General features: G+C 67.8%; 24 protein-coding genes. 6 read left to right on the forward strand and 18 right to left on the reverse strand.

Features of this window, described 5'->3' with window-relative positions:
- The first annotated feature begins 21 nt into the window (after positions 1 to 21).
- Positions 22 to 567, forward strand: coding sequence for a DUF924 family protein (locus GY40_RS03775; protein WP_038358757.1), 546 nt, complete (start codon positions 22 to 24; stop codon positions 565 to 567).
- Between the two features lie 2 nt (positions 568 to 569).
- Here the strand turns inward: GY40_RS03775 and GY40_RS03780 are convergent, their stop codons facing one another.
- The 5 genes from GY40_RS03780 to GY40_RS03800 form a co-directional block, all read right to left on the reverse strand.
- On the reverse strand, positions 570 to 791 hold the full coding sequence (locus tag GY40_RS03780) for a hypothetical protein (RefSeq protein ID WP_038358760.1): 222 nt from the start codon (positions 789 to 791) through the stop codon (positions 570 to 572).
- A 2-nt stretch (positions 792 to 793) separates the two neighbouring features.
- Positions 794 to 1336, reverse strand: a complete 543-nt coding sequence (ilvN, locus tag GY40_RS03785) for an acetolactate synthase small subunit (protein ID WP_038358762.1) — start codon at positions 1334 to 1336, stop codon at positions 794 to 796.
- 37 nt (positions 1337 to 1373) lie between these two features.
- Positions 1374 to 2063: a glutathione S-transferase family protein gene (locus GY40_RS03790; RefSeq protein ID WP_038358765.1), complete on the reverse strand. Its 690-nt coding sequence runs from the start codon at positions 2061 to 2063 to the stop codon at positions 1374 to 1376.
- Positions 2060 to 2770: an aspartate/glutamate racemase family protein gene (locus tag GY40_RS03795; protein WP_038358768.1), complete on the reverse strand. Its 711-nt coding sequence runs from the start codon at positions 2768 to 2770 to the stop codon at positions 2060 to 2062. Before GY40_RS03795 ends, GY40_RS03790 begins: the two co-directional genes overlap by 4 nt.
- 124 nt (positions 2771 to 2894) lie before the next feature.
- On the reverse strand, positions 2895 to 4658 hold the full coding sequence (locus GY40_RS03800) for an acetolactate synthase 3 large subunit (RefSeq protein WP_038358770.1): 1764 nt from the start codon (positions 4656 to 4658) through the stop codon (positions 2895 to 2897).
- A 503-nt stretch (positions 4659 to 5161) separates the two neighbouring features.
- Here GY40_RS03800 and GY40_RS26420 point away from each other — a divergent pair.
- Positions 5162 to 6628, forward strand: a complete 1467-nt coding sequence (locus GY40_RS26420; protein WP_051987487.1) for a GGDEF domain-containing protein — start codon at positions 5162 to 5164, stop codon at positions 6626 to 6628.
- Positions 6629 to 6630: 2 nt separating this feature from the next.
- Here GY40_RS26420 and miaA read toward each other — a convergent pair whose 3' ends face one another.
- The gene (gene miaA, locus GY40_RS03810) at positions 6631 to 7560 is read right to left on the reverse strand and encodes a tRNA (adenosine(37)-N6)-dimethylallyltransferase MiaA (RefSeq protein ID WP_038358772.1); all 930 of its coding nucleotides are present in this window, start codon (positions 7558 to 7560) and stop codon (positions 6631 to 6633) included.
- 10 nt (positions 7561 to 7570) lie between these two features.
- Here miaA and serB point away from each other — a divergent pair, with 10 nt between their 5' ends.
- On the forward strand, positions 7571 to 8458 hold the full coding sequence (gene serB, locus GY40_RS03815; protein ID WP_038358774.1) for a phosphoserine phosphatase SerB: 888 nt from the start codon (positions 7571 to 7573) through the stop codon (positions 8456 to 8458).
- Here the strand turns inward: serB and GY40_RS03820 are convergent, their stop codons facing one another.
- The 7 genes from GY40_RS03820 to GY40_RS03850 form a co-directional block, all read right to left on the reverse strand.
- Positions 8459 to 8800, reverse strand: a complete 342-nt coding sequence (locus GY40_RS03820; RefSeq protein WP_038358776.1) for a DHCW motif cupin fold protein — start codon at positions 8798 to 8800, stop codon at positions 8459 to 8461.
- 182 nt (positions 8801 to 8982) lie between these two features.
- Complete coding sequence (locus GY40_RS03825) at positions 8983 to 10500, reverse strand: DegQ family serine endoprotease (protein ID WP_038358778.1); 1518 nt, start codon at positions 10498 to 10500, stop codon at positions 8983 to 8985.
- Between the two features lie 125 nt (positions 10501 to 10625).
- A complete protein-coding gene (locus GY40_RS03830) occupies positions 10626 to 10817 on the reverse strand; it encodes a DUF2065 domain-containing protein (RefSeq protein ID WP_038358780.1) in 192 nt (63 codons plus the stop codon).
- Positions 10818 to 10835: 18 nt separating this feature from the next.
- Positions 10836 to 11777, reverse strand: a complete 942-nt coding sequence (locus GY40_RS03835; protein WP_038358783.1) for a protease modulator HflC — start codon at positions 11775 to 11777, stop codon at positions 10836 to 10838.
- Positions 11774 to 12928 carry an FtsH protease activity modulator HflK gene (gene hflK / locus GY40_RS03840; protein ID WP_038358786.1) on the reverse strand — a complete coding sequence of 385 codons (1155 nt, stop codon included), beginning with the start codon at positions 12926 to 12928 and terminating at the stop codon, positions 11774 to 11776. Before hflK ends, GY40_RS03835 begins: the two co-directional genes overlap by 4 nt.
- A gap of 159 nt (positions 12929 to 13087) precedes the next feature.
- Entirely contained in the window at positions 13088 to 13618 is a 531-nt protein-coding gene (locus tag GY40_RS03845; protein ID WP_081925218.1) for a dihydrofolate reductase, read from the reverse strand.
- Between the two features lie 5 nt (positions 13619 to 13623).
- Positions 13624 to 14106, reverse strand: a complete 483-nt coding sequence (locus tag GY40_RS03850; RefSeq protein ID WP_038358790.1) for a GNAT family N-acetyltransferase — start codon at positions 14104 to 14106, stop codon at positions 13624 to 13626.
- Between the two features lie 384 nt (positions 14107 to 14490).
- Here GY40_RS03850 and GY40_RS03855 point away from each other — a divergent pair, with 384 nt between their 5' ends.
- A complete protein-coding gene (locus GY40_RS03855; protein WP_038358793.1) occupies positions 14491 to 15366 on the forward strand; it encodes an undecaprenyl-diphosphate phosphatase in 876 nt (291 codons plus the stop codon).
- Between the two features lie 66 nt (positions 15367 to 15432).
- On the opposite strand, the gene GY40_RS03860 is transcribed toward GY40_RS03855, so the two are convergent.
- The 5 genes from GY40_RS03860 to GY40_RS03880 form a co-directional block, all read right to left on the reverse strand.
- On the reverse strand, positions 15433 to 16044 hold the full coding sequence (locus tag GY40_RS03860) for a response regulator transcription factor (protein ID WP_038358795.1): 612 nt from the start codon (positions 16042 to 16044) through the stop codon (positions 15433 to 15435).
- Positions 16037 to 17134, reverse strand: a complete 1098-nt coding sequence (locus GY40_RS03865) for a sensor histidine kinase (protein ID WP_248311083.1) — start codon at positions 17132 to 17134, stop codon at positions 16037 to 16039. Before GY40_RS03865 ends, GY40_RS03860 begins: the two co-directional genes overlap by 8 nt.
- A gap of 116 nt (positions 17135 to 17250) precedes the next feature.
- A complete protein-coding gene (locus GY40_RS03870; RefSeq protein WP_038358797.1) occupies positions 17251 to 18582 on the reverse strand; it encodes an ABC transporter ATP-binding protein in 1332 nt (443 codons plus the stop codon).
- A 22-nt stretch (positions 18583 to 18604) separates the two neighbouring features.
- The gene (locus GY40_RS03875; protein WP_038358800.1) at positions 18605 to 20356 is read right to left on the reverse strand and encodes an ABC transporter permease; all 1752 of its coding nucleotides are present in this window, start codon (positions 20354 to 20356) and stop codon (positions 18605 to 18607) included.
- Positions 20356 to 20673 carry a hypothetical protein gene (locus tag GY40_RS03880; protein WP_038358802.1) on the reverse strand — a complete coding sequence of 106 codons (318 nt, stop codon included), beginning with the start codon at positions 20671 to 20673 and terminating at the stop codon, positions 20356 to 20358. The genes GY40_RS03875 and GY40_RS03880 overlap by 1 nt, the downstream gene beginning before the upstream one ends.
- Positions 20674 to 20934: 261 nt before the next feature.
- On the opposite strand from GY40_RS03880, the gene GY40_RS03885 reads away from it, so the two are divergent.
- Both GY40_RS03885 and GY40_RS03890 read left to right on the forward strand, forming a co-directional pair.
- Positions 20935 to 21525 carry a TRAP transporter small permease subunit gene (locus tag GY40_RS03885; protein ID WP_156115859.1) on the forward strand — a complete coding sequence of 197 codons (591 nt, stop codon included), beginning with the start codon at positions 20935 to 20937 and terminating at the stop codon, positions 21523 to 21525.
- Positions 21522 to 22943 (forward strand): TRAP transporter large permease subunit, encoded by a 1422-nt coding sequence (locus tag GY40_RS03890; protein ID WP_051987488.1) that lies wholly within the window; start codon positions 21522 to 21524, stop codon positions 22941 to 22943. The genes GY40_RS03885 and GY40_RS03890 overlap by 4 nt, the downstream gene beginning before the upstream one ends.
- The last annotated feature ends 4 nt before the right edge of the window (positions 22944 to 22947 follow it).

The raw sequence follows: 22947 nt of genomic DNA on the forward strand, positions 1-22947 counted from the left end.
AAGACAGGAGAGCTCGCCCCGATGACCTTGCCCAGCGCCGCCGACATCGTTGCCTTCTGGCGTGAAGCCGGCCCGGAGAAATGGTTCGCCAAGGACGAGGCCTTCGACGCGGCGATCAGGGAGCGGTTCCTGCCGGCCCATGAGGCGGCTGCCGCCGGCACGCTCGTCGACTGGGAAGGAACGCCGGAGGGCGCCTACGCGCTTCTCATCCTGCTCGACCAGTTCCCGCGCAACCTGTTCCGCGGCAGCGCCCGCGCCTTCGCCACCGATGCGCAGGCGCTCGCCATCGCGGAACGCGCAATCGAACACGGCTTCGACCGAGGTTACCAGCCGCCTGAGCAGCGCTTCTTCTACATGCCGTTCATGCATTCGGAGGAGCTGGCCCATCAGGACCGCTGCGTTCATCTCTGCGAGGCGGCCAGCGACCCCGAAGGCGTGAAATTCGCCGAGCTCCATCGCGACATCATCCGCGACTTCGGCCGCTTTCCCCATCGCAACCCGCTGCTGGGACGCCAGACGACAGCAGACGAACGGGCTTTCCTCGACAAGGGCGGCTTCGCCGGCTGACTTCAGCCGCCCGACTGGCTCGCCACCCGCTGCAGGAAGATCGCCGCGACCGTCAGGACGAAGCCGACCCACCAGAGCGGCGAGCGCAGGCTCTTGCCGCTGCCCAGCGGCTCGGCCTGCCCCCGGCCGGTCAGGCGCAGGATCACCGGCCCGGCGAGGCAGCCGAAGCCGACGATGCCGAGGCCGAGCGCGATCAGGCTGAGCGTTTGGGGCGTCAGCGCCATGCTCACATCGCCTCGGGGCCGCGGCTCATCGCGGCGATGCCGGTGCGCGAAACCTCGGTCAACCCGACCACCGTCATCATCTTGATGAAGCGCTCGATCTCCTCGGTCGAGCCCGTCAGCTCGAAGACGAAGGAGGTCAGCGAGGCATCGAGCGTGCGCGCCCCGAAGGCGGAGGCCAGCCGCATCGCCTCGACGCGGGCCTCACCCTTGCCGACGACCTTGACCAGAGCGAGCTCGCGCTCGATCGCCTCGCCCTGCGCGGTCAGGTCGACGACGCGATGCACCGGCACCAGCCGGTCGAGATGCGCCTTGATCTGGTCGATGACGTTGGCGGTGCCGGAGGTCACCACCGTGATGCGCGAGATATGCTTCTCATGCTCGGTCTCGGAGACGGTGAGGCTCTCGATATTGTAGCCACGGCCCGAGAAAAGCCCGGCAATGCGGGCAAGAACGCCCGGTTCGTTGTCGACGATCACCGCCAGCGTGTGGCGCGCGGTCGGCTGCGACTTGGGAGCGTTCGGATAATGCGTGGCCGGTTTCGACATGGGTAGACCTGCAAGGCGGGTTGAAAGGAGATTGAGTTCAGATTTCGCGAAGATTGGCGGTGGCTGGCTCGTCGACCTCGTCCTGCGCCACGACCCAGGGCTCGGCCAATGCGCCGGCCAGCCATTCCCGATAGGCCGGCAGCGCCAGCACGGCCTGCATATAGGCGGATGATACCGGGTCGACGGCGATCGCGTAGGTGTCGAGCCGCGTCACCACGGGCGCGAACATCGCATCGGCCGCCGAGAAGGCGCCATAGAGGAACGGCCCCTCCCCACGGGCGCCGAAGCGCTCGCGCGCCTCGCGCCAGATCGCCGTGATGCGAGCGACGTCGCGGGCGACATGAGCCCCCCGGTCGCGCGCCGCGAAGCGCTTGCCGAGATTCATCGGGCAGCTGCCGCGCAATCCCTGGAAGCCGGCATGCATTTCGGCCGAGACGGAGCGGGCATGGGCGCGCGCCGCCTTGTCACGCGGCCAGATCCCGGCTTCGGGATAGGTCTCGTGCAGATAGTCGGCGATCGCCGTGCTCTCCCAGACCGCGACATCGCCATCGACCAGCGCCGGCAAGGTGCCCCCGCTGCCGGGCACCGCTGCGAAGACCGCCTCCTTGAAGCCGGGCTCGTCGAGCGGAACGAGTTGCTCCTCGAAGGCGATGCCCTTGGCGCGCAGCAGCAGCCAGGCCCTGAGCGACCAGGAGGAATAGCATTTGTTGCCGATCAGCAGTTTCATGCGGCGACGCTCTCCACTTCACCGACATAGTCGAGCGCCGCCGCGACATGCAGCGCCGTGGTGTCGAAGACCGGCACGGTGCAATCGGCCTGCGACAGCAGCAGCCCGATCTCGGTACAGCCAAGGATGACGCCGTCCGCGCCCTCCTCCAGGATCGCCCGCTCGATGACCGCGAGATAGCGCGCCTTGGAGGCCGCCTCGATGCGGCCGCGGCACAGCTCCTCGTAGATGATGCGATGGACCTCGTCCCGCTCCTGCGCCTGCGGCACCAGCGCCTCGACGCCGAAGGCCTTGAGCCGGTCGCGATAGAATGCCTGCTCCATGGTGAAGCGCGTCGCCAGCAGCAGCGGGCGCCGCGCGGAGGTCGCCCGGATCGCCTGCGCCGTCACATCCGCCAGATGCAGGAAGGGCAGCTTGGTCGCCCCCGTGATCTGGTCGGCGACCTTGTGCATGGTGTTGGTGCACAGCACGAGGCAGGAGGCACCGGCATGTTCCAGCCGCCGCGCGCTCTGGGCCAGAGCCGCGCCGGCCGCCGCCCAGTCGCCCTGCGCCTGCATCTCCGCGATACCCGCGAAGTCGAGCGAATGCAGCAGCACATCGGCCGAATGCAGCCCGCCCAAGCGAGTGCGCACGCCTTCATTGAGCAGCCGGTAGTAGACCGCCGTCGATTCCCAACTCATTCCGCCGATCAGGCCGATCGTCGCCATGGTGTTCTTCCCTTCCCCCTGCCGTCATTGCGATGAGCGTCAGCGACGAAGCAATCCAGGGGACGTGAAGCGCGGCCGCTCCTGGATTGCTTCGCTACGCTCGCAATGACGGAGGTGTTCCCAATCAGACGAGCTGCTTGCCCTTGGCGTCGATGATCTGGCCGGTATCGCCTTCGAAATCGGGCAGGATCATCTCGTTATGCGCCTTGCCCGACGGGATCATCGGGAAGCAGTTCTCTTCCTTGGCGACATGGCAGTCGAAGATCACCGGGCCGGGCGTCTCGATCATCTCCATGATCGCGGCGTCGAGTTTGGCCGGGTCGTCGCAGCGGATGCCGTGGCCGCCATAGGCTTCCGCGAGCTTCACGAAGTCCGGCAGCGACTGCGAATAGCTCTCCGAATAGCGCCCGCCATGCAGCAATTCCTGCCACTGGCGCACCATGCCCATGTACTCGTTGTTGAGGATGAAGATCTTGACCGGCAGCCGGTACTGCACCGCCGTCGACATCTCCTGCATGTTCATCAGGATCGAGGCCTCGCCGGCGACGTCGATGACGAGCGCCTTGGGGTGCTTCATCTGCACGCCGATCGCTGCCGGCAGGCCGTAGCCCATGGTGCCGAGGCCGCCCGAGGTCATCCAGCGGTTCGGCTCCTGGAAATGCAGGTACTGCGCCGCCCACATCTGGTGCTGGCCGACCTCGGTCGTGATGTAGGTATCGCGATCCTTCGTCAGCGCATGGAGGCGCTCCAGCGCATATTGCGGCTTGATGATCGTGTCGGACTGCTTGTAGGCGAGGCTCTTGCGCCCGCGCCAGCCCTCGATCTGCGTCCACCAGGCGGCAAGCGCGGTCTTGTCGATCTGCGGGCTGCTCTCGCGCCAGATTCGGACCATATCCTCCAGCACATGGGCGCAATCGCCGACGATGCCGATATCGGCCTTGACCGTCTTGTTGATCGAGGACGGGTCGATGTCGATATGGATCTTCTTCGAGCGCGGCGAGAAGCCGTCGATCCGCCCGGTGATGCGGTCGTCGAAGCGCGCGCCGATATTGATCATGACGTCGCAGTCATGCATCGCGAGATTGGCCTCGTAGGTGCCGTGCATGCCGAGCATGCCGAGCCATTGCTTGTCGGCGGCCGGGAAGGCGCCGAGCCCCATCAGCGTCGAGGTGACCGGGAAGCCGGTCAGCCGCGCCAGCTCGCGCAGCAGCGCCGAGGCGTGCGGGCCGGAATTGATGACGCCGCCGCCCGTGTAGAACACCGGCTTCTTCGCGCTGGCGATCAGCTCGATCGCCGCCTTGATCTTGGCGAGGTCGCCCTTGACCACCGGGCGGTAGGTCTTGTGCTGGTTGTCGCGCGGGCGGCTATAGGCGCCGGTCGCGAACTGGATGTCCTTCGGAATGTCGATGACGACCGGGCCCGGACGGCCGTTCGAGGCGACATAGAAGGCCTCGTGCAGGATGCGCGGCAGGTCGTGGATGCTCTTCACCAGATAGTTGTGCTTGGTGCAGGAGCGAGTGATGCCGACCGTGTCGCATTCCTGGAAGGCGTCGGAGCCGATCAGATGGGTCGGCACCTGGCCGGTGATGACGACGACCGGGATCGAGTCGAGCAGCGCGTCGGTCAGGCCGGTGACGGCATTGGTCGCGCCGGGCCCCGAAGTGACCAGCACGCAGCCGACCTTGCCCGGGCCGGAGCGGGCATAGCCCTCGGCGGCATGGACCGCGCCCTGCTCGTGGCGGACGAGCACGTGCTTGACCTTGTCCTGCTGGAAGATCGCGTCATAGATCGGGAGTACGGCGCCGCCGGGATATCCGAACAGATGCTCGACGCCCTGGTCCTGAAGCGCGCGGACGACCATCTCGGCTCCGGTCATCATCTCGCTCATAACGCTCTCCTGCGGCTTGTCTTCGGTGATGGTGGAAAACGGGCAATAAAAAAGGCCCTCGGAGGGGCCTGGGCGTGCGCTGGCGTCGGGGACGCCCGGTTGTTAAACCGGCCCCTACCAGCGCACCTCTACGAGAATAAGCTTGCGCATCGCGCTCATGATCCTTGTCGTAAGTTGCCGGACGCTAACGGAGGCCGCGAGGCCGGTCAAGCGCTAAGCGTAGGCGACAGCCCCCGGAAAAAACGCGACGCTCCCGGATGACGGCCTGCGGCCTCGGAGCAACCGCCGGCATCGGCAAGGGATATCGACAAAAGGAACATCGGCTGCGCGCTCCCTGCAGCCTGCGCCCCTCGGGGTCACAGAGCCTCCTCCGAAGGTTGAAGACACCCCTTGAACGGTTGGCAACCGAATGATTGACACGATTACGCAAAAATCGCGTCCATCGCGGAACGGTTTCTCAACCTGCCTGTCTTAGCGTTGCGCCCGCTCGAACCGGGACGGCTATGTACCACGAAGTCCATACCGAAAACATCGCAGCCCGCGCCCATGCGCCCGAGATCGCGAAGCTGCTCGACCGGTTCGCGTTCCATGGTCGCAACGGCCGGCCCGTCGCCTACGAAGACTTCATCGCCGAAATCATGCCGGCCTTCGGCGAGGACCTGGTCATCCTCGAGCCGACCGATGACGGTGATTATCGCTGGATCCATTACGGCCGCGAGATCGTGCGCTATGTCGGCGGCTCGCGGCTGGGCGAGACATTGGCCGCGATGCGGCCGCAGGTCGCGACATTCACGCGCGACTGCGCCGAACGCGCGCGCTCGGAGCGCAAGCCGCTCTACACCATCCACCGTTCCAAGCCGATCACCCGCGTCGCGCTGTGGGAGCGCCTCCTGCTCCCCACCATCGCGCAGGACGGACGGGACGTGGTGGTCGCCTTCAGCCGCCCGTTGCAGTTCCGCGAGGACCTGCTCAATGCGGTGCTGGACAACTCGCCGAGCGGCATCGTCGCGCTGCGCGCCATCCGCGACGATGATGGCGGCATCGACCGCACGGTCATCGTCACGGCAAATGCACGGGCGGCCGAACTGGCCGGACGGCCCGGTGCCTGCCTGCTGGATTGCGAGGGTCGGGAGGGCCTGCCCTTCCTCAGCGACCCGACGCTCTGGCGCCGCTGCCTCCACGCGATGCAGCATCAGCGCGCCGACACCTTCGAAACCGCCTTCGCTCTTGGCGAGCGCACGACCTGGCTGAGGCTCGCGGTCGCCCCCCTCGGCGACGGGCTCCTCATGACACTGACCGACATCACCGACCTCACCGTCGCCAACCAGACCCTGCAACTGCGCGCCGCGACGCTCGCGCTCGAGATCGGCCGAGAGCGGGCGACGCGCCGGGCCCTCTCCGAAGAGATCGGCTATCGCGAGGAACGCGAAAAGGAACTGCGGCGCCTCGCCGAGACCGATCCGCTGACCGCTCTCCTCAACCGCCGCTCCTTCACCGAGCGCGCCCATGCCGCAATGGCGACGGGTGCGAGCGAGGATGCCGACATCTCGCTCATCATCGTCGATCTCGACCATTTCAAGCAGGTCAACGACTCCCACGGCCATGCGGCGGGAGACGCCGTCATCCGTGCCTTCGCCGATATGCTGCTCGGGCTGCTGCGCGGCGAGCGCCACCTCGTCGCCCGCGTCGGCGGCGAGGAATTCGCCATTCTGCTGCGCGGCGCCGGCGGGGCCGAGGCGGTGGCCAAGACGCGCCAGATCCAGGACGCGCTGGCGAGCCGCGCTTTGCCCGTCTCCGAGACGCTCGAACTCAAGGTCACCGCCAGCTACGGCATCGCGACACGCCAGTCGGAAGAGCAGCTCGCCATGCTGATGGAGCGCGCCGACCAGGCGCTCTACCGTGCCAAGAACGAGGGCCGGAACCGGATCGGCATCGCCGAGGCGAGCACGATCGCCGCCGTCGCGGCCTGAGTTCAGCGTTTCAGGCCGGCGAGCGCCGTCTCCAGCGCGGCCTCCGGCGCCACCGCCTGCCAGCCCGCCATCTGGTGCCGGAACCATGTCACCTGCCGCTTGGAATAGGCGCGCGTGTCGGCCTGCCCGCGCGCGATCGCCTCCTCCAGCGAGATTTCGCCGTCGAGATGCGCGATCAGACCCGGCACGCCATGGGCGCGCATGATCGGCAGGAGCGGATCGAGCCCCCGCTCCCGCAGCCGCGCAACCTCCTCCAGCGCGCCTGTCGCCATCATCGCCTCGAAGCGCCGGTCGATCCGGGCGCGCACATCCTCACGCGACGGGCTGACGAACAGGCGTAGCAGCGCCATGCCGTCGAGAGGTCCCGGCGCGCGCTCGCCCTGGAAGCTCGCCAGCGAACGCCCGGTCGCCAGATGCACCTCGATGGCACGCATGATCCGCAGCCGGTCCGACGGTCGCAGCCGGTCGGCCATGAGGGGATCGAGAGCGGCAAGCTCGGCATGCAGCGCCTCGGTCGCGGCGCCCTCCGCTCGCGCTCGGAAGGCGGAGCGCACCGCCTCCGGCACGGGCGGCATCGCCGAGAAGCCCTCGGTCACCGCTTTGAAGTAGAGCCCGGTCCCCCCCACCAGGATCGGCAGCTTGCCCTGCTCCCAAAGCTGCGGCAGCAAGGCCGCGACATCCGCCGCATAGCGCATCGCCGAGTAATTCACGGCACCGTCGACATGGCCGTAGAGCCGGTGCGGCGCGAGCGCCTCCTCGGCCTCGCTCGGGCGGGCGGAGAGGATGCGCAGATCGGCATAGACCTGCATGGAATCGGCGTTGACCACGACGCCGTCCAGCCGCCGGGCGATCTCGATGGCGAGCGCGGACTTGCCGCTGGCGGTCGGACCTGCGATGAGCACCGCCCTGATCGTCTCTTCCGCCTGCGTCACCGGTCCTCACATGCTCGTCGCGACACTTGTTTCCGCCCATGGCCAGGCGCTCGTCGGCGAGGCCCTGCTCGCACGCCTCGCCCGCGCAGTGCCGGGCATCCATCGCACAGCCACGCTGGACGGCGCCATCGCCGCCGATCTCTTCGCGGATGGAACCGACGCGCGCAAGCTCGAAGCCGAAATCCGGATCGCGCTGGAAGGTGTGGCGATCGACGTCATCGTCCAGCCCGAAGCGAGCCGCCGCAAGGCCCTGTTCCTTGCCGACATGGATTCGACGATGATCGGCCAGGAATGCATCGACGAGCTCGCCGCCTGTGTCGGGCTGAAGGATCTCGTCTCCGCGATCACCGAGCGCGCCATGCGCGGCGAGATCGCCTTCGAGCCGGCGCTGCGCGAACGCGTCGCCTTGCTGAAGGGCGTGCCGCTGTCGGTGGTCGACGAGATCATCCGCGACCGCATCACCCTGACACCGGGCGGCTACGAGCTCGTCCATACGATGCGCGCCAACGGCGCCTACACCGCCCTGGTCTCCGGCGGCTTCACCGTCTTCACCGGTCCGATCAGCGCCGCCATCGGCTTCGACGAGCACCGCTCGAACGTGCTGCTGGCGCAGGACGGCATCCTGACCGGCGAGGTCGCCGATCCGATCCTCGGCAAGCAGGCCAAGCTCGATTCGCTCGTCGAACTGCGCAGCCGCTTCGGCCTCCGTCCCGAGCAGACGCTTGCGGTCGGCGACGGCGCCAACGACCTTGCCATGCTCGGCGAGGCCGGCCTCGGCATCGCCTTCCGTGCCAAGCCCGCTGTCGCGGCCGCGGCCGATGCCCGGCTGGAGCACGCCGATCTCACCGCCCTGCTCTACGCCCAGGGCTATACCGGCGGCGAGATCGTCAGGCGCTGATCAATCGACGATGAAGAGCTTCGCGCCCGTCTTCGTCTGCGAGCGGTGCGCCTCGGCGCCATCGGCGACTTGATAGCTCATGCCGGCCTTGAGCGGCATGACGCGGCCATCTTCCAGCGTCGTCTCCATCTCGCCTTCCAGGCACAGGATGATGTGGCCTTTCGAGCACCAGTGATCGGCGACGTAGCCGGCCGAATACTCGACCATCCGCACCCGGATGCGGTTCTCCTCCGGTCCGAAATACTGGACGCGCCAGATCGCCTCCCCGGCATCGCCGGCATGGCGCTCGGCCGGCACGGCCGACCAGTCGGTGGTGACGAAGGAAATATCGCTGATCTTCATATCGCTGCTCACCGGCCGGAGCCGGGCCCGTCTTGCCATGGCCGAAGGCGCGCAAGGTGCCAGCCGCGAGCCGGATGCGCCATCGCAAAGACGGGATCGGCGGCATGCCCGCAAAGCGCAGGCGCCAAACAAAAAAAGGCGGCCCGTCGGGCCGCCCTCGATCTCGCCCTGTCAGGGACCGGTCAGTTCATCGCCACCGCGACGAAGCGGACCTCGCCCTGGCCGTTGGAAACCAGCAGAAGGGCGGACTTCTTGCCCTCCTTCTTCAGCGCATCGAGGCGCTTGGTCAGCTCGTCCGGCGTGTTGACCGGCTCCTGCCCGACCTCGACGATCAGCTCGCCGACCATGATGCGCTTGTCGGCGGCGTTCGAGTTCGGATCGACCTTCGTCACGACGACGCCCTTCAGCCCGTCCTTGATCGAATAGCGCTTCCTGAGCTCGTCGTTCTGGGCCGAGAGTTCGAGGCCGAGCGCGCTGGTCACCGCCGGCTTCGCCGCTTCCGGAGTGGGCTTGCTGGCGGAGGCGGTCTGGACCTTCTCGCCATCTTCGAGGCGGCCGAGCTTGACCGTCTTGATCTCTTCCTTGCCCTTGCGGACGATCGTGACCGGCACGTCCTTGCCGACCGGCGTCGCGGCGACGATGCGCGGCAGATCGCGCGAATCCTTCACGTCCTTGCCGTCGAACTTGGTGATCACGTCGCCGGTCTCGAGGCCGGCCGGCTTGCCCGGGCCCTTCTCGTCGACGCCGGCGATCAGCGCGCCGCGCGCCGTGCCCAGTCCCAGCGCATCCGCGGTGGCGTCGTCGATGCTCTGGATGCGCACGCCGAGCCAGCCGCGGCGCGTCTCGCCGAATTCACGCAACTGCTCGACCACGTTCGCCGCCAGCGCGGCCGGCACGGCGAAGCCGATGCCGACCGAGCCGCCGGTCGGCGACAGGATCGCCGTGTTGATGCCGATGACCTCGCCGGCCATGTTGAACAGCGGGCCGCCGGAATTGCCCTTGTTGATGGCCGCGTCGGTCTGGATATAGGTGTCGTACGGCCCCTGGCTGATGTCGCGGTTGCGGGCCGAGATGATGCCCGACGAGACCGAGCCGCCGAGGCCGAACGGGTTGCCGATCGCCATCACCGGGTCGCCGATCCGCATCTTGTCGGAATCGCCGAACTTCACGGAGGGCAGCGGCTTGTCGTGCTTCACCCGCAGCACGGCGAGATCGACCTTGGTGTCCTTGCCGATGACCTCGGCCTTGAGCCGCAGGCCGTCACCGAAGATCACCGTGATCTCGTTGGCGTCGCCGATGACGTGGTTGTTGGTGACGACGATGCCCGACGGGTCGATGACGAAGCCCGAACCCGCCGATTGCGACCGGCGCTGCTGCGGCGCCTGGCGCTCGCCCTGCTGGTTGCGGCGGTTGAAGAACTCCTCGAACAGGTCGCCGAAGGGCGTATCGGGGCCGAGCTGCGGCAATTGCGGCAGGTTGCGGCCCTTGGTGTCGCTGGTCGTAACGGCGGAGATGTTGACCACCGCCGGCATCACCTTGTCGACGAGGTCGGCGAGCGAGGTCTGACCTTGCAGCAAGGGGGTATTGGCTCTGGCCTGCGCCGGCGCCAGCACCGGCGTCAGCAGCGCCAGGCCGGCCACGCCGGCCGCGAGCGCGATGCGGACGGACCGGGCAGCCACGGGAACGGTTTTCAATGCCATTTGAATCCTCATGACGGAAAAAGGCAGGCCGATCGATGCGGCACAACTCTCGCGCCGAATTGAACTCCGAAATGCGGCGGAAGGGCGACGCACAATCGTGTCATCGAACACGATCGCGGGATAGTCTACCAGCTTCCGCGCGCGATCCAGACCAGGATCACGCCGAGCACCGCCGAGCCGAGCCCGATCAGACGCATCCGATCGGGCGGCGTCTCCGCCGCGCTGCGCAGGGCATCCTTCGCCAGATGCGGAATCGAAGCGAAGAGAATGCCCTCGATGGCGAAGACCAGGCCGAGCGCCGCGATGAAGTCGAACATCCGCGTCGCTCGCTATGATCAGGGCCGTGCCGGCACGGGAGCCGGGTTTGCCGGCGCGGCCTGAGATTGCGCCTGTCCGCCCCCGCGCTGCGTGTTCGGCCCGTTGAAGAACTGGAAGAACGGCGAATCGGGGGTCAGCACCATGCGCGTATCGCCCGGCTTGATGCTCGCCTCATAGGCCTGCATCGAGCGGTAGAAGGCGAAGAACTCCGGATCCTTGCCGAAGGCCTCGGCGAACACCCTGTTGCGCTCGCCTTCGCCCTGGCCGCGGATCTCGTCGGACTTTTGCTGCGCTTCCGCGACGATCACGGTCGCGTCCCTGTCGGCCCTTGCGCGGATCTCCTGCGCCTGCTGACCGCCGAGCGCGCGCGCTTCCGCCGCCTCGCGCTGACGTTCGGTCTGCATGCGCTGGAACACCGCCGCCGAGTTCGCCGCCGGCAGGTCGACGCGACGCAGCTTGACGTCGACGACCGTCATGCCGAAGCGCGCCGCCTCGCGGTTCACCACGTCGCGGATGCGGGCCATCAGCCGCGACCGCTCGGTGCGCACCACATCGACGAAGGTCGCATCCGCCAGGACCGAACGGACATTGCCGTTGACGATCGAGGTAAGCTGCGAATTCGCCCGCGGGATGTTGTTGACCGCCTGGTAGAAGCGCAGCGGATCGGAGATCCGGTAGCGCGTGAAGGCATCGACCACCAGACGCTTCTGGTCTGAGGCGATGATCTCCTGCGCCGGCAGATCGAGGTCGAGGATGCGGTTGTCGAGCAGCGTCACCGTCTCGATCGGCGCGAACCATTTGAAATAGAGGCCGGGCTCGGTCTTGACCGCGCGCACCGCGCCCAGCCTGAGCACGAGCGCCGACTGCGTCTGCGAGACGATGAAGGTGCAGGCGTAGAACACGGCCGCGACGGCGACGAGGACGACGACAAGAGCCGCCCGAAGGAAGGAACCGTTCATCGGGTCGCTCCCTGCTGCTGGCCGCCCCGGGCGGGTTGCCTCTGCAATTGGTCGAGCGGCAGATAGGGCACCACGCCCTGGCCGTTGCCCGTCGAGTCGAGGATGATCTTGTCGGTTCCGCCCATCACGCGTTCCATCGTCTCCAGGAAGAGGCGCTCGCGCGTCACGCCCGGAGCATTCTTGTACTGCTCGTAGACCGCGTTGAAGCGGCTGGCCTGACCGCGCGCTTCCGCCACGGTCTGCTCCTTGTAGGCTTCAGCCGACTGCACGAGCTGGGCGGCGCGACCGCGCGACTCGGGCACGACGCGGTTGGCATAGGTCTGCGCCTCGTTGCGCAGGCGCTCCTGGTCGGCACGCGCCGCCTGGACGTCGCGGAAGGCGTCGATGACCTGCTGCGGCGGATCGACCTTCTGGAGCTGCACGAGCCGGATCTGCACGCCGGCATTATAGCCGTTGAGCGTATCCTGCATGAGCTGGCGCACTTCCGTCTCGATCGCGCCACGGTCAGTGGTCAGCACCGGCTGGATGTTGCGCCGGCCGATGATCTCGCGCATCGCGCCCTCGGCCACGGCTTTGACGGTGCCGGGCGGGTCCTGGATGTTGAAGACGTAGTTCTCGGGCGCGGCCGGGTCGATCTGCCACTGCACGATGAAATCGATGTCGACGATGTTCTCGTCGCCGGTGAGCATCAGGCTTTCCTCGATCACGTCAGTCTGGCGCGACTGGCGCACCGCCTCGACGGTCCGGAAGCCGACCTCGGTGGTGATGACGTTCGTAACCTGCGGCTTGACCACATTGCCGATCGGATAGGGCCAGTTCCAGTTGGCGCCCTCGCCCGTCTTGCCGACGAACTTGCCGAACACGACGTTGAGGCCGACCTCGTTGGGCCGCACGAAATAGAATCCGGACAGAAGCCAGATCGCGATCAGCACCAGCGCGCCGAGCGCAAGGCCGCGGCCGCCGAGATTGCCGCCGGGAACGAGATTCTTCAGCCGGTCCTGGCTGCGCCGCAGAATTTCCTCGAGGTCGGGCGGATTGCCATTGCCCCCGCCGGAGCCGCCGCCCCATGGGCCGCCACCGCCACTGCCTCCGCGCTGGCCCCAGGGTCCGCCCCCGCCGCTGCCGCCGCCGCTCTGGTTACTCCAAGGCATTCCGGGCCCGTTCCCTTCCGTTCATTGTGCTTGAGGCCGAGCCATAGGTGAATGGCGGCCATTTGTCAGCGCCTCGGGGAGAGACGCTCGCCTGACTTGGTCATGGGCCATGAATTCGTCAACGGCGCAAGTCGCTCGTCATGCTCGGAAAAGCGACGATCAGCCGCGCCCCGCCCCGGCGCGCCGCCGATAGCTTGCGAAAGTGAAGGGGTGTTCGTTGTCGGAATCGGCCGGATGGCTCTCCCGCGCGGTTTCGACGAAGGCGCCCTTCTCCCAGGGCGGAAAGACCGCGTCGCCCCTAGGAGCGGCGTGGACGAGCGTCAGTTCGAGCCTGTCGGCCAGGGGCAGCATCTGGGCGTAGATTTCGGTGCCGCCGCCGATGATGACGGCATGGGCGTTCATCTCCCGCCCCAGCCTCTGGCCCAGCGCCACCGCCTCCTCGACCGTATGTGCGACATCGACGCCATCGGCATTGAAGCCGGGATCGCGTGTCAGCACGATGGTCCGGCGCCCCGGCAGCGGCTTGCCGATGGAGAGATAGGTCTTGCGCCCCATGATGATCGGGCACCCCGTCGTGAGTTGGCGAAAGCGCCGCAGATCGGTCCTCAACCGCCAGATCAACTGGTTGTCGCTGCCGATCACGCCATTATCGGCAACCGCCGCGACGAGGACGAGAGGAAGCGCCGCCATCGCCATCAGCCCACGGCGGCGAGCTTCGCCAGCGCCTCGCCCTCGAGCCGCTTCACCGTCCACTCGTCCTGCGCTTTGGCGCCGATGGAGCGGTAGAACACGCGCGACGGCTCGTTCCAGTTCAGCACCCACCAGGCGAGGCGCGGCAGGTCCTCCGCGACGCAACGCTGCGCCAGCCGCGCCATCAGAGCCTTGCCGATGCCACGCCCGCGCTGCCCCGGCCGCACGAAGAGATCTTCGAGCCAGATGCCGTGCCGACCCCTGAAGGTCGAATAGGTATAGAACCAGAGCGCGAAGCCGACCGGCTCGCCATCCCATTCGGCGATGTCGCAGAAGACACGCGGATTGTCGCCGAAGAGCGAGGCCGCGATTTCGTCCTCGGTCGCGACGACCTCGTGCAGCAGCTTCTCGTATTCGGCGAGTTCCTTGACGAAGCTCAGCACGAGTCCGGCTTCGCCGGAGCGCGCGGGACGGATGGAAAGAGTCATGCGGCGATCGGAGCCTCGATGGTCGAATGAGCGTTGCCGTAAGTGTGGTCGAAACGATGTGTAGCGACCCGCGACGGACCGGGCCACCCCGCTCGGGGCTTGTGCACATGGGTTGCCGGCGCACGCGGCGGGATCGCACGTTCTGCTTGTTCGCGTGGTCGGCCCGATACGCCGTGCGAGCCTCAAGGTTTGAACGGAACTGCAAAATTTGGAGTGAGGCTCGGAGACCGCGAACGCAGGTTACGGAAGGCCTCGGACGAGACCGGAGCCTCTCGAAGGCGCTGGGAACGGCCAATCGGGCGCGGCAGCCGGAGCCTCGACCCGGTCATCCGCGCTGGAATGCTTTGTGCTTGGCGCGCCTCCTTTGTCACGAGACCCATCATCATGGCAGCAGCCGCTTGTTCCGCCGGACTCGACACCGGGTTCGCCGCTCTCGACTTCGGTCAGGTCATCGTGCTCGGGCTCGTCCAGGGCGTCAGCGAATTGCTGCCGATCTCCTCGACGGCTCATATGCGGGTCGTGCCGGCCCTGCTCGGCTGGCCCGATCCCGGCTCCGCCTTCTCGGCGCTGATGCAACTGGCAGCGCTGGCGGCCGTGATCAGCTATTTCAGGCGCGATGTCGGCAGCATCGCCGGCGGGGCGCTGGCCGCGGTGAGAACCCGCCGCTTCGCGGAAGGGCCGGGCCGGCTGGCGCTCGGCATCGTCCTGGCGACGATCCCGATCGTCATTGCCGGTGTCGCGCTCGCGCCCCTGCTCAACCGGTGCGGTTCGCCTCTGCGCGCGCTGGGGGTGATCGGCGCGACATCGCTGGTGATGGCGCTGCTGCTCGCAGCGACGGAATGGTTCGCAAGCCATCGCCGGACGGTGGAGCAGGCCGGCTTCCGGGATTTCCTGCTGGTCGGCCTGGCTCAGGTCGGGGCCCTGATCCCCGGCGTCTCGCGGTCGGGCTCGACCCTGACGGCGGCGCTGGGCCTCGGCTTCAAGCGCGCCGAGGCGGCGCGGCTGTCCTTCCTGCTCGGCCTGCCGGCCATCGCGCTGGCCGGGCTGAAGGAAGCCTGGGAGATCGCCAGGGCCGGCATCGACGCCCATGCCGTGGCGCTGCTGGTGGTCGGGCTGATCGCCGGCTCGCTCGCGTCCTTCGCCGCGATCTGGGGCTTGATGCGGTATCTCGAGCGGATGTCGAGCTGGGTCTTCGTGATCTACCGGGCCGGGATGGGCATCTTCCTCCTCTGGGCCGTCGCGACCGGGTTTCTGGCCTGAAATCCTGCAGTGTGAGGCAAGATGGCGAAGGCGTGCGCGGCCGCACGCGCCCCGGCGTGAGGATGGCTATCTCCTGAGCCTGCCTGCGAGCCCGATCAGATCCGCCAGCGTGGCCGCCCCCATCTTCCGCATCACCTGGCCGCGATGCACCTTCACCGTCACTTCGCTCAGCTTGAGATCGGCCGCGATCTGCTTGTTCAGGCGGCCTGCGACGACGAAGGCCATGATCTCCTTCTCGCGCATCGACAGCGTCGCGAAGCGCGCCCCAAGCTCCGCCAGGCTGGCTTCCTGCGCCCTGCGCGCCCGGTCCCGCTCGATCGCCGCGCGCACCGCATCCAGCAGATCCTGCTCGCGGAACGGCTTCAGCAGGAATTCCACCGCGCCCGTCTTCATGGCGCGCACGGCCATGGGCACATCGCCATGGCCGGTCAGGAAAACGATCGGAAGCGGATCGCCCATCCCTGCGAGCTCCGCCTGGAAATCCATGCCGCTCGGCCCGGGCATCCTGACATCGAGGACGAGGCAGCTCGGCCTTTCCAGGCGCCTGTGCAGCGCAAAGTCCTGGACCGAACCGAAGGCCGCCACCGCATAGCCGACGGAGCGGAACAGGCTGTCCAGCCCGTCGCGGACGGAAGGATCGTCGTCGACGACGAAGACGATCGGCGGCTCGTCAGCCATGGTTGCGCTCCGCTGTCGCTGCCCTCACCGGAAGGGTGAAACCGAAGACCATGCCGCGCGGAGGATTGGCCGCGGCATAGATCGTCCCGCCATGGGCCTCGACGATCGAGCGGCTGATGGCCAGCCCCATGCCCATCCCACCGGGTTTGGTCGAATGGAAGGCGTCGAAGATCCGCTCGATGGCGGCGGGGGCGAGGCTCACGCCGGTATCGCGGATGCTCACGGTGACTCTCTCGCCATCGGTTGCCGCGCCGACCAGCATGTCTCGCGGCCCGGTTTCCTGCTGACCGATGGCCTCGGCCGCGTTCACCAGCAGATTGAGGACGACCTGCTGCAGCTGGACCCGGTCGGCGATCACCGGCGGCAGATCATCGGCCAGGTCGGTCCGCAGCGTCACCTGCGCCTTGCGGATCTCGCTGCGCGTCAATGACAGCACGTCCTCGATCAGGGCGGCCATATCGACCGTCTCGCGCGAGGGAGGCGCCTTCGCCACCATCCTGCGCACGCGGCCGATCACGTCGCCGGCGCGGTCCGCATCCGCAACGACACGCTCCAGCGCCCGCCGGGCCTCGGCCGGATCGGCGGGGGTGGCGGCAAGCCAGCGCAGGGCGGCGTGCCCGTTGGCGACGATGCCGGCGAGCGGCTGGCTGACCTCATGCGCGATCGAAGCCGTCAGCTCGCCCATCATCGTGACGCGCGAGATATGGGCAAGCTCCGCGCGCGCCTGGCGGGCGCGGGCTTCGGCGGCCTCGATCCGTATCGCCAGATAGGTCGTAGCCCCGATCGCAATCAGGCTGAGGAGGCAGTTGACCAGCCCGGCATGCTCCGCCCCGCGCGGGGTGAGCAGATAGCTGAGGATCGTCAACCCGGCGCTGGACGCGCCGACCCAGAGCACGACCGCCGGCCGGTCAAACCACACCGAAACCAGGATCACCGCGACATAGAGGACCGCAACCGCGATCTCCAGATCGGTATAGGTATCCGCGAGAAAGATGGCGGCCGCCAGCAAGGCCAGGCTCAGGCCAAGCCCGGCCTTCCCGAGGCGGAAACGCTCACGGTCGAGCACGCGCATCGCCTCCCCCACGGACATCCCGCACCGCTTGCCGGACCGGGCTCGTCCCGGGCGGCATCCCCGATCAAGTACCGCAAGCGGCTCCGTTCGACCATTGCGCCCTGAGCGCGGCGGGCGCTCGGCCCGGGAGCGCCTCAGCTCGGATTTTCGAGGGTGAAGAGGTCGGCGGCCTCGTCATAGGCGAAGTACTCGCCATAACGGGCCCAGTTGGTGACGGCCTTGAGGGTCGTGGCGGCATAATCCTCCGACATGTGATCCTCGAGTTCGTCGCGGAAGCGCCCCGCCGGCGCCCGATGGCTCGAGCGCTCGTCCAGCACCCGGCGGATATGCGCCGCGAGCGGCACATAGGCGGCGAGCTGCTGGGCGAAGAGGCGCTTGCGTTCGTCGACATCGCTGTCGGCGAAGCGCAAGCCCGGCGCCGTGAGCCGGATGTCGCCGCCTTCGATATCGGCGAAGCGAAGCAGTTGCAGCGTCTCCGCCACCGGAAAGAGATCGTCGATCTCGTGATGGAGCTGCGCCGCGAGCGGCGGCAGATCGGCTTCGCCCTTATAGGGCTCGGCTGCGATCGCCTCGATGAGACCGGCCATGAGATTGGTCGAGACGCGCGGCAGCGACATCGCGATGCCGGTGCCGGGAAAGAAGCCCTCGCGCGCTGGGGCACCCGGACGCGCCGTCATGCGCGCATAGATTTCGTCCACCAGCGCGCGGAAGGCGGGGTCGAGACGGTTGCGCGGCTGGGGCAATTCGACGCGCAGCTCCGCAATGACGCGGCCGGGATTGGAGCCGAAGAGCAGGATGCGATCGCACATCAGCACCGCCTCCTCGATATTGTGGGTCACCATCAGGATGGCCTCGATCGGCATCCGCCCCTCGCACCACAGGTCAAGCAGGTCCGTGCGCAGCGTCTCGGCGGTCAGGACGTCGAGCGCCGAGAACGGCTCGTCCATCAGCAGGACCTTGGGATGCACGACCAAGGCACGGGCGAGCCCGACGCGCTGGCGCATGCCGCCGGACAATTCCTTCGGATAAGCGCTCTCGAAACCGTCGAGGCCGATGAGGTCGATAGCGGCAAGCGCCCGCTTGCGCCGCTCGGCCGGCGCCACGCCCTGCGCTTCGAGGCCGAGCTCGACATTTTCCAGAACCGTCAACCAGGGGAACAGGGCGAAGCTCTGGAAGACGACGGCGACGCCGGCACTCGGCCCCGCCACCGGCCGGCCGCAGAATTCGACGGTGCCGCCGCTCGGCTGGATCAGCCCGGCGATCGCCCGCAACAAGGTCGATTTTCCCGAGCCGGAACGCCCGAGCAAACCCACGATCTCGCCGGGCTCGAGCGTGACGTCGACCTTGTCGAGCACGACGAGGGAGCCGGCCCCTCCCTTGTCGTAGCTCTGGCAGACCTGTCGAGCCCGGACCAGCGCGTCGGACCGGTTGCCGTTCAATGCGGAAGTCTCGGTGATGCTGTCCATCGGTCGGATCCTTTCGGGAACTTCAGTCGAGGCGCATGCGGCGCTCGGCGAGGACGTAGAGCGGGCGCCAGAGCACGCGGTTCAACAGGGTGACGAAGAGCGACATCACGGCGATGCCCAGCACGACGCGCGCAAAGTCGCCGGCCTCGGTCGCATTGGCGATGTAGGAGCCCAGCCCATAGGCCTCGAGCTTGGTATCGCCCCAGCTCGCCACCTCGGCGACGATGCTGGCGTTCCAGGAGCCGCCGCAGGCCGTCAGCGCGCCGGTAACGTAGTAGGGAAAGATCCCCGGCAGGATGACGCGCCGCCACCAGGTCCATGAGCGGAGCTGGTAGACGCGGGCGGCCTCGCGCAGATCGGTCGGGAAGGCGCTCGCCCCGGCGATAACGTTGAACAGGATGTACCACTGCGTCCCCAGCACCATCAGCGGCGAGAGCCAGATTTCCGGGCTCGCGCCGGTGCTGACGATGGCGATGACGGCGAAGGGAAACAGCACATTGGCCGGAAAGGCCGCGAGGAACTGCGCGACCGGCTGGACCCGCTCTGCGATCTCGGGGCGCAGGCCGACCCATACGCCGATCGGCACCCAGATCACGCTCGCGACGGCGATCAACACGACGACCCGCAGCAGGGTGACGAGGCCGCGCACCAAAGCATCCCCGGCATCCCCCCACGACAGGGTTTGCCCGACATAGGAGACCGCGATCCAGGTCGACCACGCGCCCAGCGCCACGATCAGGCCGAGCCAAGCATAGTCCAGCGCGCGGCTCGCCGCAGGGGCGATCCTGGCGGGCCGCGAGGACGCCGGCCGAAGCCGCAGCAGCATGAGCCGGCTGCCAAGCCAGGCGAAGGGAACCATCAGGCGCTTGAGCAGGCGGGTGCGGCGCGCCAGGCCATAGACCCATGAGCGGGGCTTCCGCTGCCCCGCCGTCTGCTCGAAGCGGAACTTGTCGGCCCAGGCGACGATCGGGCGGAACAGGAGCTGGTCGTAGAGGCCGATCACCACGGCCATGGCGAGCACGGCCCAGCCCACGGCCACGAAGTCCTGCTCCTTGATGGCGAGCGCAAGCCAGGAACCGAGCCCCGGAAGCTGGACCGTCGTGTCGCCGACCGTGATCGCCTCCGAGGCGACGACGAAGAACCAGCCGCCCGACATCGACATCATGGTGTTCCACACCAGGCCGGGCATCGCGAACGGGGCCTCCAGCCGGCAGAAGCGCTGCCAGGAGGACAGGCCGAAGCCGCGGCTGACCTCGTCCAGGTCACGCGGCACGGTCCGCAGCGACTGATAGAAGGAGAAGGCCATGTTCCAGGCCTGGCTGGTGAAGATCGCGAAGATCGAGGCGCATTCGGCGCCGAGCTGGCTGCCGGGGAACAGCCCCATGAAGAAGGTGACGGTGAAGGTCAGAAAGCCGAGCACCGGCACCGATTGAAGGATATCGAGCGCCGGAATGATCAGCATTTCGGCGCGGCGGCTCTTGGCCGCCAGGGTCGCGACGACGAAGGTGAAGATCAACGAGGCGATGATCGCCGCGAACATCCGCATCGTCGTGCGCAGCGCGTATTCCGGCAGCAATGCCGGATCGAGCGCGATGGGCGCGCTGGAAAGGCCGGCGAGCGGCGCATGCATCGCCGCCGCGCCATGGAAGACCAATACCGCGAGCGTGGCGAGCATCGCGAAGGCGGCGACGTCGTAGAGATTGGGCAGCACGCGCTCGCGGGCGAGAGCGGCAAGGGCGCTGCCCCGCTCGGGATTGTTGGACAGGAACGGCATCACGGAACCTCGGCTGAATAGCGACCGGCATGGCCGATGGAGAGCGCCATGCCGCCGCGCGCCAGCAGCCCGGCATGGGGCAGGAAGACCCTGCAGCGCCTGCTGGCGCGAGATCGTCGGGCACCCTCCTCCCCACCTTCCGGCAGCCAGCAGCATTCCAGACGCCCGTCCACCTCGCTGACCCGCCATGCGGCCACGAGGCGCGAACGCCCGGCCCTCATGCGCGGCGCGAAGCGCAGAACCTGGGAAGAGACAGGCCGCGCCGGGCCGGGTCCGGCGGGAGCCACCGACCGGGGAAAGGCGAGGATATCGTTCATGACGCATCTCCTTCGACCTGCTCGAAGTCGTCCTTGGCGCCGGGCGACGTCCGGCGCGCTCCTGCATCGCAGGCGTGCGAGATCGCAAAGCGCCGCCGCAGCGGACCGACGCGATCTCTCCCTCCTCGAAGAAGGGCCGTGCGATGTGAAAGGGCGCCGCCTCGTTGCGGCGACGTCACGCTGTTTGCGCGCTGTCGGGGGCGGGATCAATCGGACGAAGGCATCGCCAACTATACCTGGGTATAGAGGCCGCATCGCAGCTTGAAGCGCCTCGACAGCCCGGGCGGTTCGACAGGTGTCGATATCGCCCCGGCGCAGGCTTACTCGCGTCGCGGAATGATGTTTGATGGATGCCCGTTCCGGAGCGATTCCATGCAGGCTCTCGTTGACGCGCTCGATCGGGGCCTGGGCGCGATCTGCCTGACGGCCCGATGGCTCGCCTTGCCTCTCGTGCTTCTGCTGTTCCTGCAATGGCCGCTGCGCGATCTTTACAAAGGCTGGTCGCGTGAGGCGAACGATCTCGGGCAATGCGTATTCGCCCTTTACGTCGCGGTATCGCTGACGGCGGCCACCCGCTCCGGCGCCCATCTGGCCAGCGATGCCCTGGCGCATCGGCACGGGGAGAGGCTGCGTCGGGCACTGGAGGCCGGCCTCATCGTGCTGGGGCTTGTGCCCTGGTCGCTGTTTCTGCTGATCGTCGGCTGGCCTGCCCTGCTGACCAGCCTTCGCGGCCTAGAGGCCTTCCCGGATACCGGCAATCCCGGCTATTTCCTCATCCGCGCCTCGGGCTTCCTCCTGGCGGCCCTTGTCTTCATCTCTGGCCTGCTCGGTTTGCTGCGGAGGCGCGCGTGAACCAGTGGATCGGCCTGGCCATGCTCGCCGGGGTCGCGCTGGGCGCGATCGCGACGGGGTTGCCCGTCTGGGGCGTCCTGATCGGCCTTGCGACGATAGGCGCTGCCGCATCGACCGTGCTCGACCCGTCCAGCGCAGCGCTCTTCGCGGCGCTGCCGAGCCGCCTCGTCGGCCTGCTGGAATCGGATCTGCTGCAGGCCCTGCCGCTTTTCGTCTTCATGGGCGCGCTGCTGAACCGGCTGCCGCTCGCCCGCATCCTGTTTCGCGCGGGCTTGCGCCCCTTCGGCGGCGCACGCGGCGCGACGCTGGCGCTCGGCGCCATCCTGGGGCCGATGAACGGTTCCGTCAGCGCCAATGCGATCGCCCTGACGCGCGCGATCGAGCCGGCATTGGCCGAGCATGAGGTGACGCCCGCCGAGAGTGTCGCGTTGCTGACGGTGGCGAGCACGCTCGGCGTGCTCGTGCCGCCTTCCCTCGTCCTGATCCTGCTCGGCGATGCGATGATGACGGCTCACACCATCGCCCTGAATGCCACCGGCCGGGTCGATCGCATCGTCAACACGCAGGATGTTTTCCGCGGCGCGATGCTGCCGGCGGGGCTGTTTCTCGCGGCCTGCCTCGCCCTGGCGTTCCTGCGCCGGGAACCCGGCAAGCGCCTTCCCGCCCCGACGCTGAAGGAAGCGCTGCTGGCGCTCGTGACGGTCGGGTTCATCGGCGGGCTCCTGCTGGGCGTCGCGCTCGGCTATTTCTACGCGGTCGAGGCGGCGGCGATGGGGGCCGTCGGCCTGCTCGGCGCGGGCTTGCTCAGCCGTCGACTGGACGGCGCGACGCTGAAGGCGGTTCTGGACGATACGCTGGCGATGACCGGCGCGCTGATGGCCCTGCTGGTCGCGGCGACGACCTTCACGCTCGTCTTCCGCGTGCTCGGAAGCGACCGGCTGGTCGCCAGCTGGATGGAGGCGGTGCCCGGCGGTCCTCTGGGAATTCTGTGCGCCGGCCTCATCCTGATTTTCATCGCGGCCTTCGTTCTCGACGCCTTCGAGATCATCTTCGTGCTGGTGCCGATCCTGCTGCCGCCGATCCTGATGCGGGTCGAGGATGCGCAATGGGTCGCCGTCCTGACCCTGCTCGTCCTGCAGACGAGCTTCCTGCTCCCGCCGCTCGGCTATGCGCTGACGATGACGCGGGCGGCGGCGAGCAGGCGCGCGCCGTTGCGCGCCGCCATGGCGTCGCTTGCCCCCTTCATCCTCGTGCAGCTCTTCGTGACGGCGGCCGTCGTCTGCTGGCCGCGCCTGGCGCATCTGGGCCAGCCGCCCGCGGCGGCCGTCGCGGCCCCATCCGAAGCCGACGCCGCCCGCCGCCTGCACGACATCACCCCTCCCGCCGACCTGCTGGAGATCGCGCCGCCGAAGTTTTGACTGG

The organism is Allobosea sp. UNC402CLCol (genome assembly GCF_000745475.1).
Classification (GTDB): domain Bacteria; phylum Pseudomonadota; class Alphaproteobacteria; order Rhizobiales; family Beijerinckiaceae; genus Allobosea; species Allobosea spartocytisi.

Coding starts and splice junctions, on each gene's coding strand:
- GY40_RS03780 (WP_038358760.1), bottom strand. CDS start 791: ATGGCGCTGACGCCCCAAACGCTCAGCCTGATCGCGCTCGGCCTCGGC.
- GY40_RS03870 (WP_038358797.1), bottom strand. CDS start 18,582: ATGGACAGCATCACCGAGACTTCCGCATTGAACGGCAACCGGTCCGAC.
- GY40_RS03865 (WP_248311083.1), bottom strand. CDS start 17,134: ATGTCCGTGGGGGAGGCGATGCGCGTGCTCGACCGTGAGCGTTTCCGC.
- GY40_RS26420 (WP_051987487.1), top strand. CDS start 5,162: ATGTACCACGAAGTCCATACCGAAAACATCGCAGCCCGCGCCCATGCG.
- GY40_RS03875 (WP_038358800.1), bottom strand. CDS start 20,356: ATGCCGTTCCTGTCCAACAATCCCGAGCGGGGCAGCGCCCTTGCCGCT.
- GY40_RS03795 (WP_038358768.1), bottom strand. CDS start 2,770: ATGGCGACGATCGGCCTGATCGGCGGAATGAGTTGGGAATCGACGGCG.
- GY40_RS03790 (WP_038358765.1), bottom strand. CDS start 2,063: ATGAAACTGCTGATCGGCAACAAATGCTATTCCTCCTGGTCGCTCAGG.
- serB (WP_038358774.1), top strand. CDS start 7,571: ATGCTCGTCGCGACACTTGTTTCCGCCCATGGCCAGGCGCTCGTCGGC.
- GY40_RS03880 (WP_038358802.1), bottom strand. CDS start 20,673: ATGAACGATATCCTCGCCTTTCCCCGGTCGGTGGCTCCCGCCGGACCC.
- GY40_RS03820 (WP_038358776.1), bottom strand. CDS start 8,800: ATGAAGATCAGCGATATTTCCTTCGTCACCACCGACTGGTCGGCCGTG.
- GY40_RS03800 (WP_038358770.1), bottom strand. CDS start 4,658: ATGAGCGAGATGATGACCGGAGCCGAGATGGTCGTCCGCGCGCTTCAG.
- GY40_RS03860 (WP_038358795.1), bottom strand. CDS start 16,044: ATGGCTGACGAGCCGCCGATCGTCTTCGTCGTCGACGACGATCCTTCC.
- GY40_RS03850 (WP_038358790.1), bottom strand. CDS start 14,106: ATGACTCTTTCCATCCGTCCCGCGCGCTCCGGCGAAGCCGGACTCGTG.
- GY40_RS03855 (WP_038358793.1), top strand. CDS start 14,491: ATGGCAGCAGCCGCTTGTTCCGCCGGACTCGACACCGGGTTCGCCGCT.
- GY40_RS03775 (WP_038358757.1), top strand. CDS start 22: ATGACCTTGCCCAGCGCCGCCGACATCGTTGCCTTCTGGCGTGAAGCC.
- GY40_RS03835 (WP_038358783.1), bottom strand. CDS start 11,777: ATGAACGGTTCCTTCCTTCGGGCGGCTCTTGTCGTCGTCCTCGTCGCC.
- GY40_RS03830 (WP_038358780.1), bottom strand. CDS start 10,817: ATGTTCGACTTCATCGCGGCGCTCGGCCTGGTCTTCGCCATCGAGGGC.
- GY40_RS03825 (WP_038358778.1), bottom strand. CDS start 10,500: ATGGCATTGAAAACCGTTCCCGTGGCTGCCCGGTCCGTCCGCATCGCG.
- GY40_RS03845 (WP_081925218.1), bottom strand. CDS start 13,618: ATGGCGGCGCTTCCTCTCGTCCTCGTCGCGGCGGTTGCCGATAATGGC.
- ilvN (WP_038358762.1), bottom strand. CDS start 1,336: ATGTCGAAACCGGCCACGCATTATCCGAACGCTCCCAAGTCGCAGCCG.
- hflK (WP_038358786.1), bottom strand. CDS start 12,928: ATGCCTTGGAGTAACCAGAGCGGCGGCGGCAGCGGCGGGGGCGGACCC.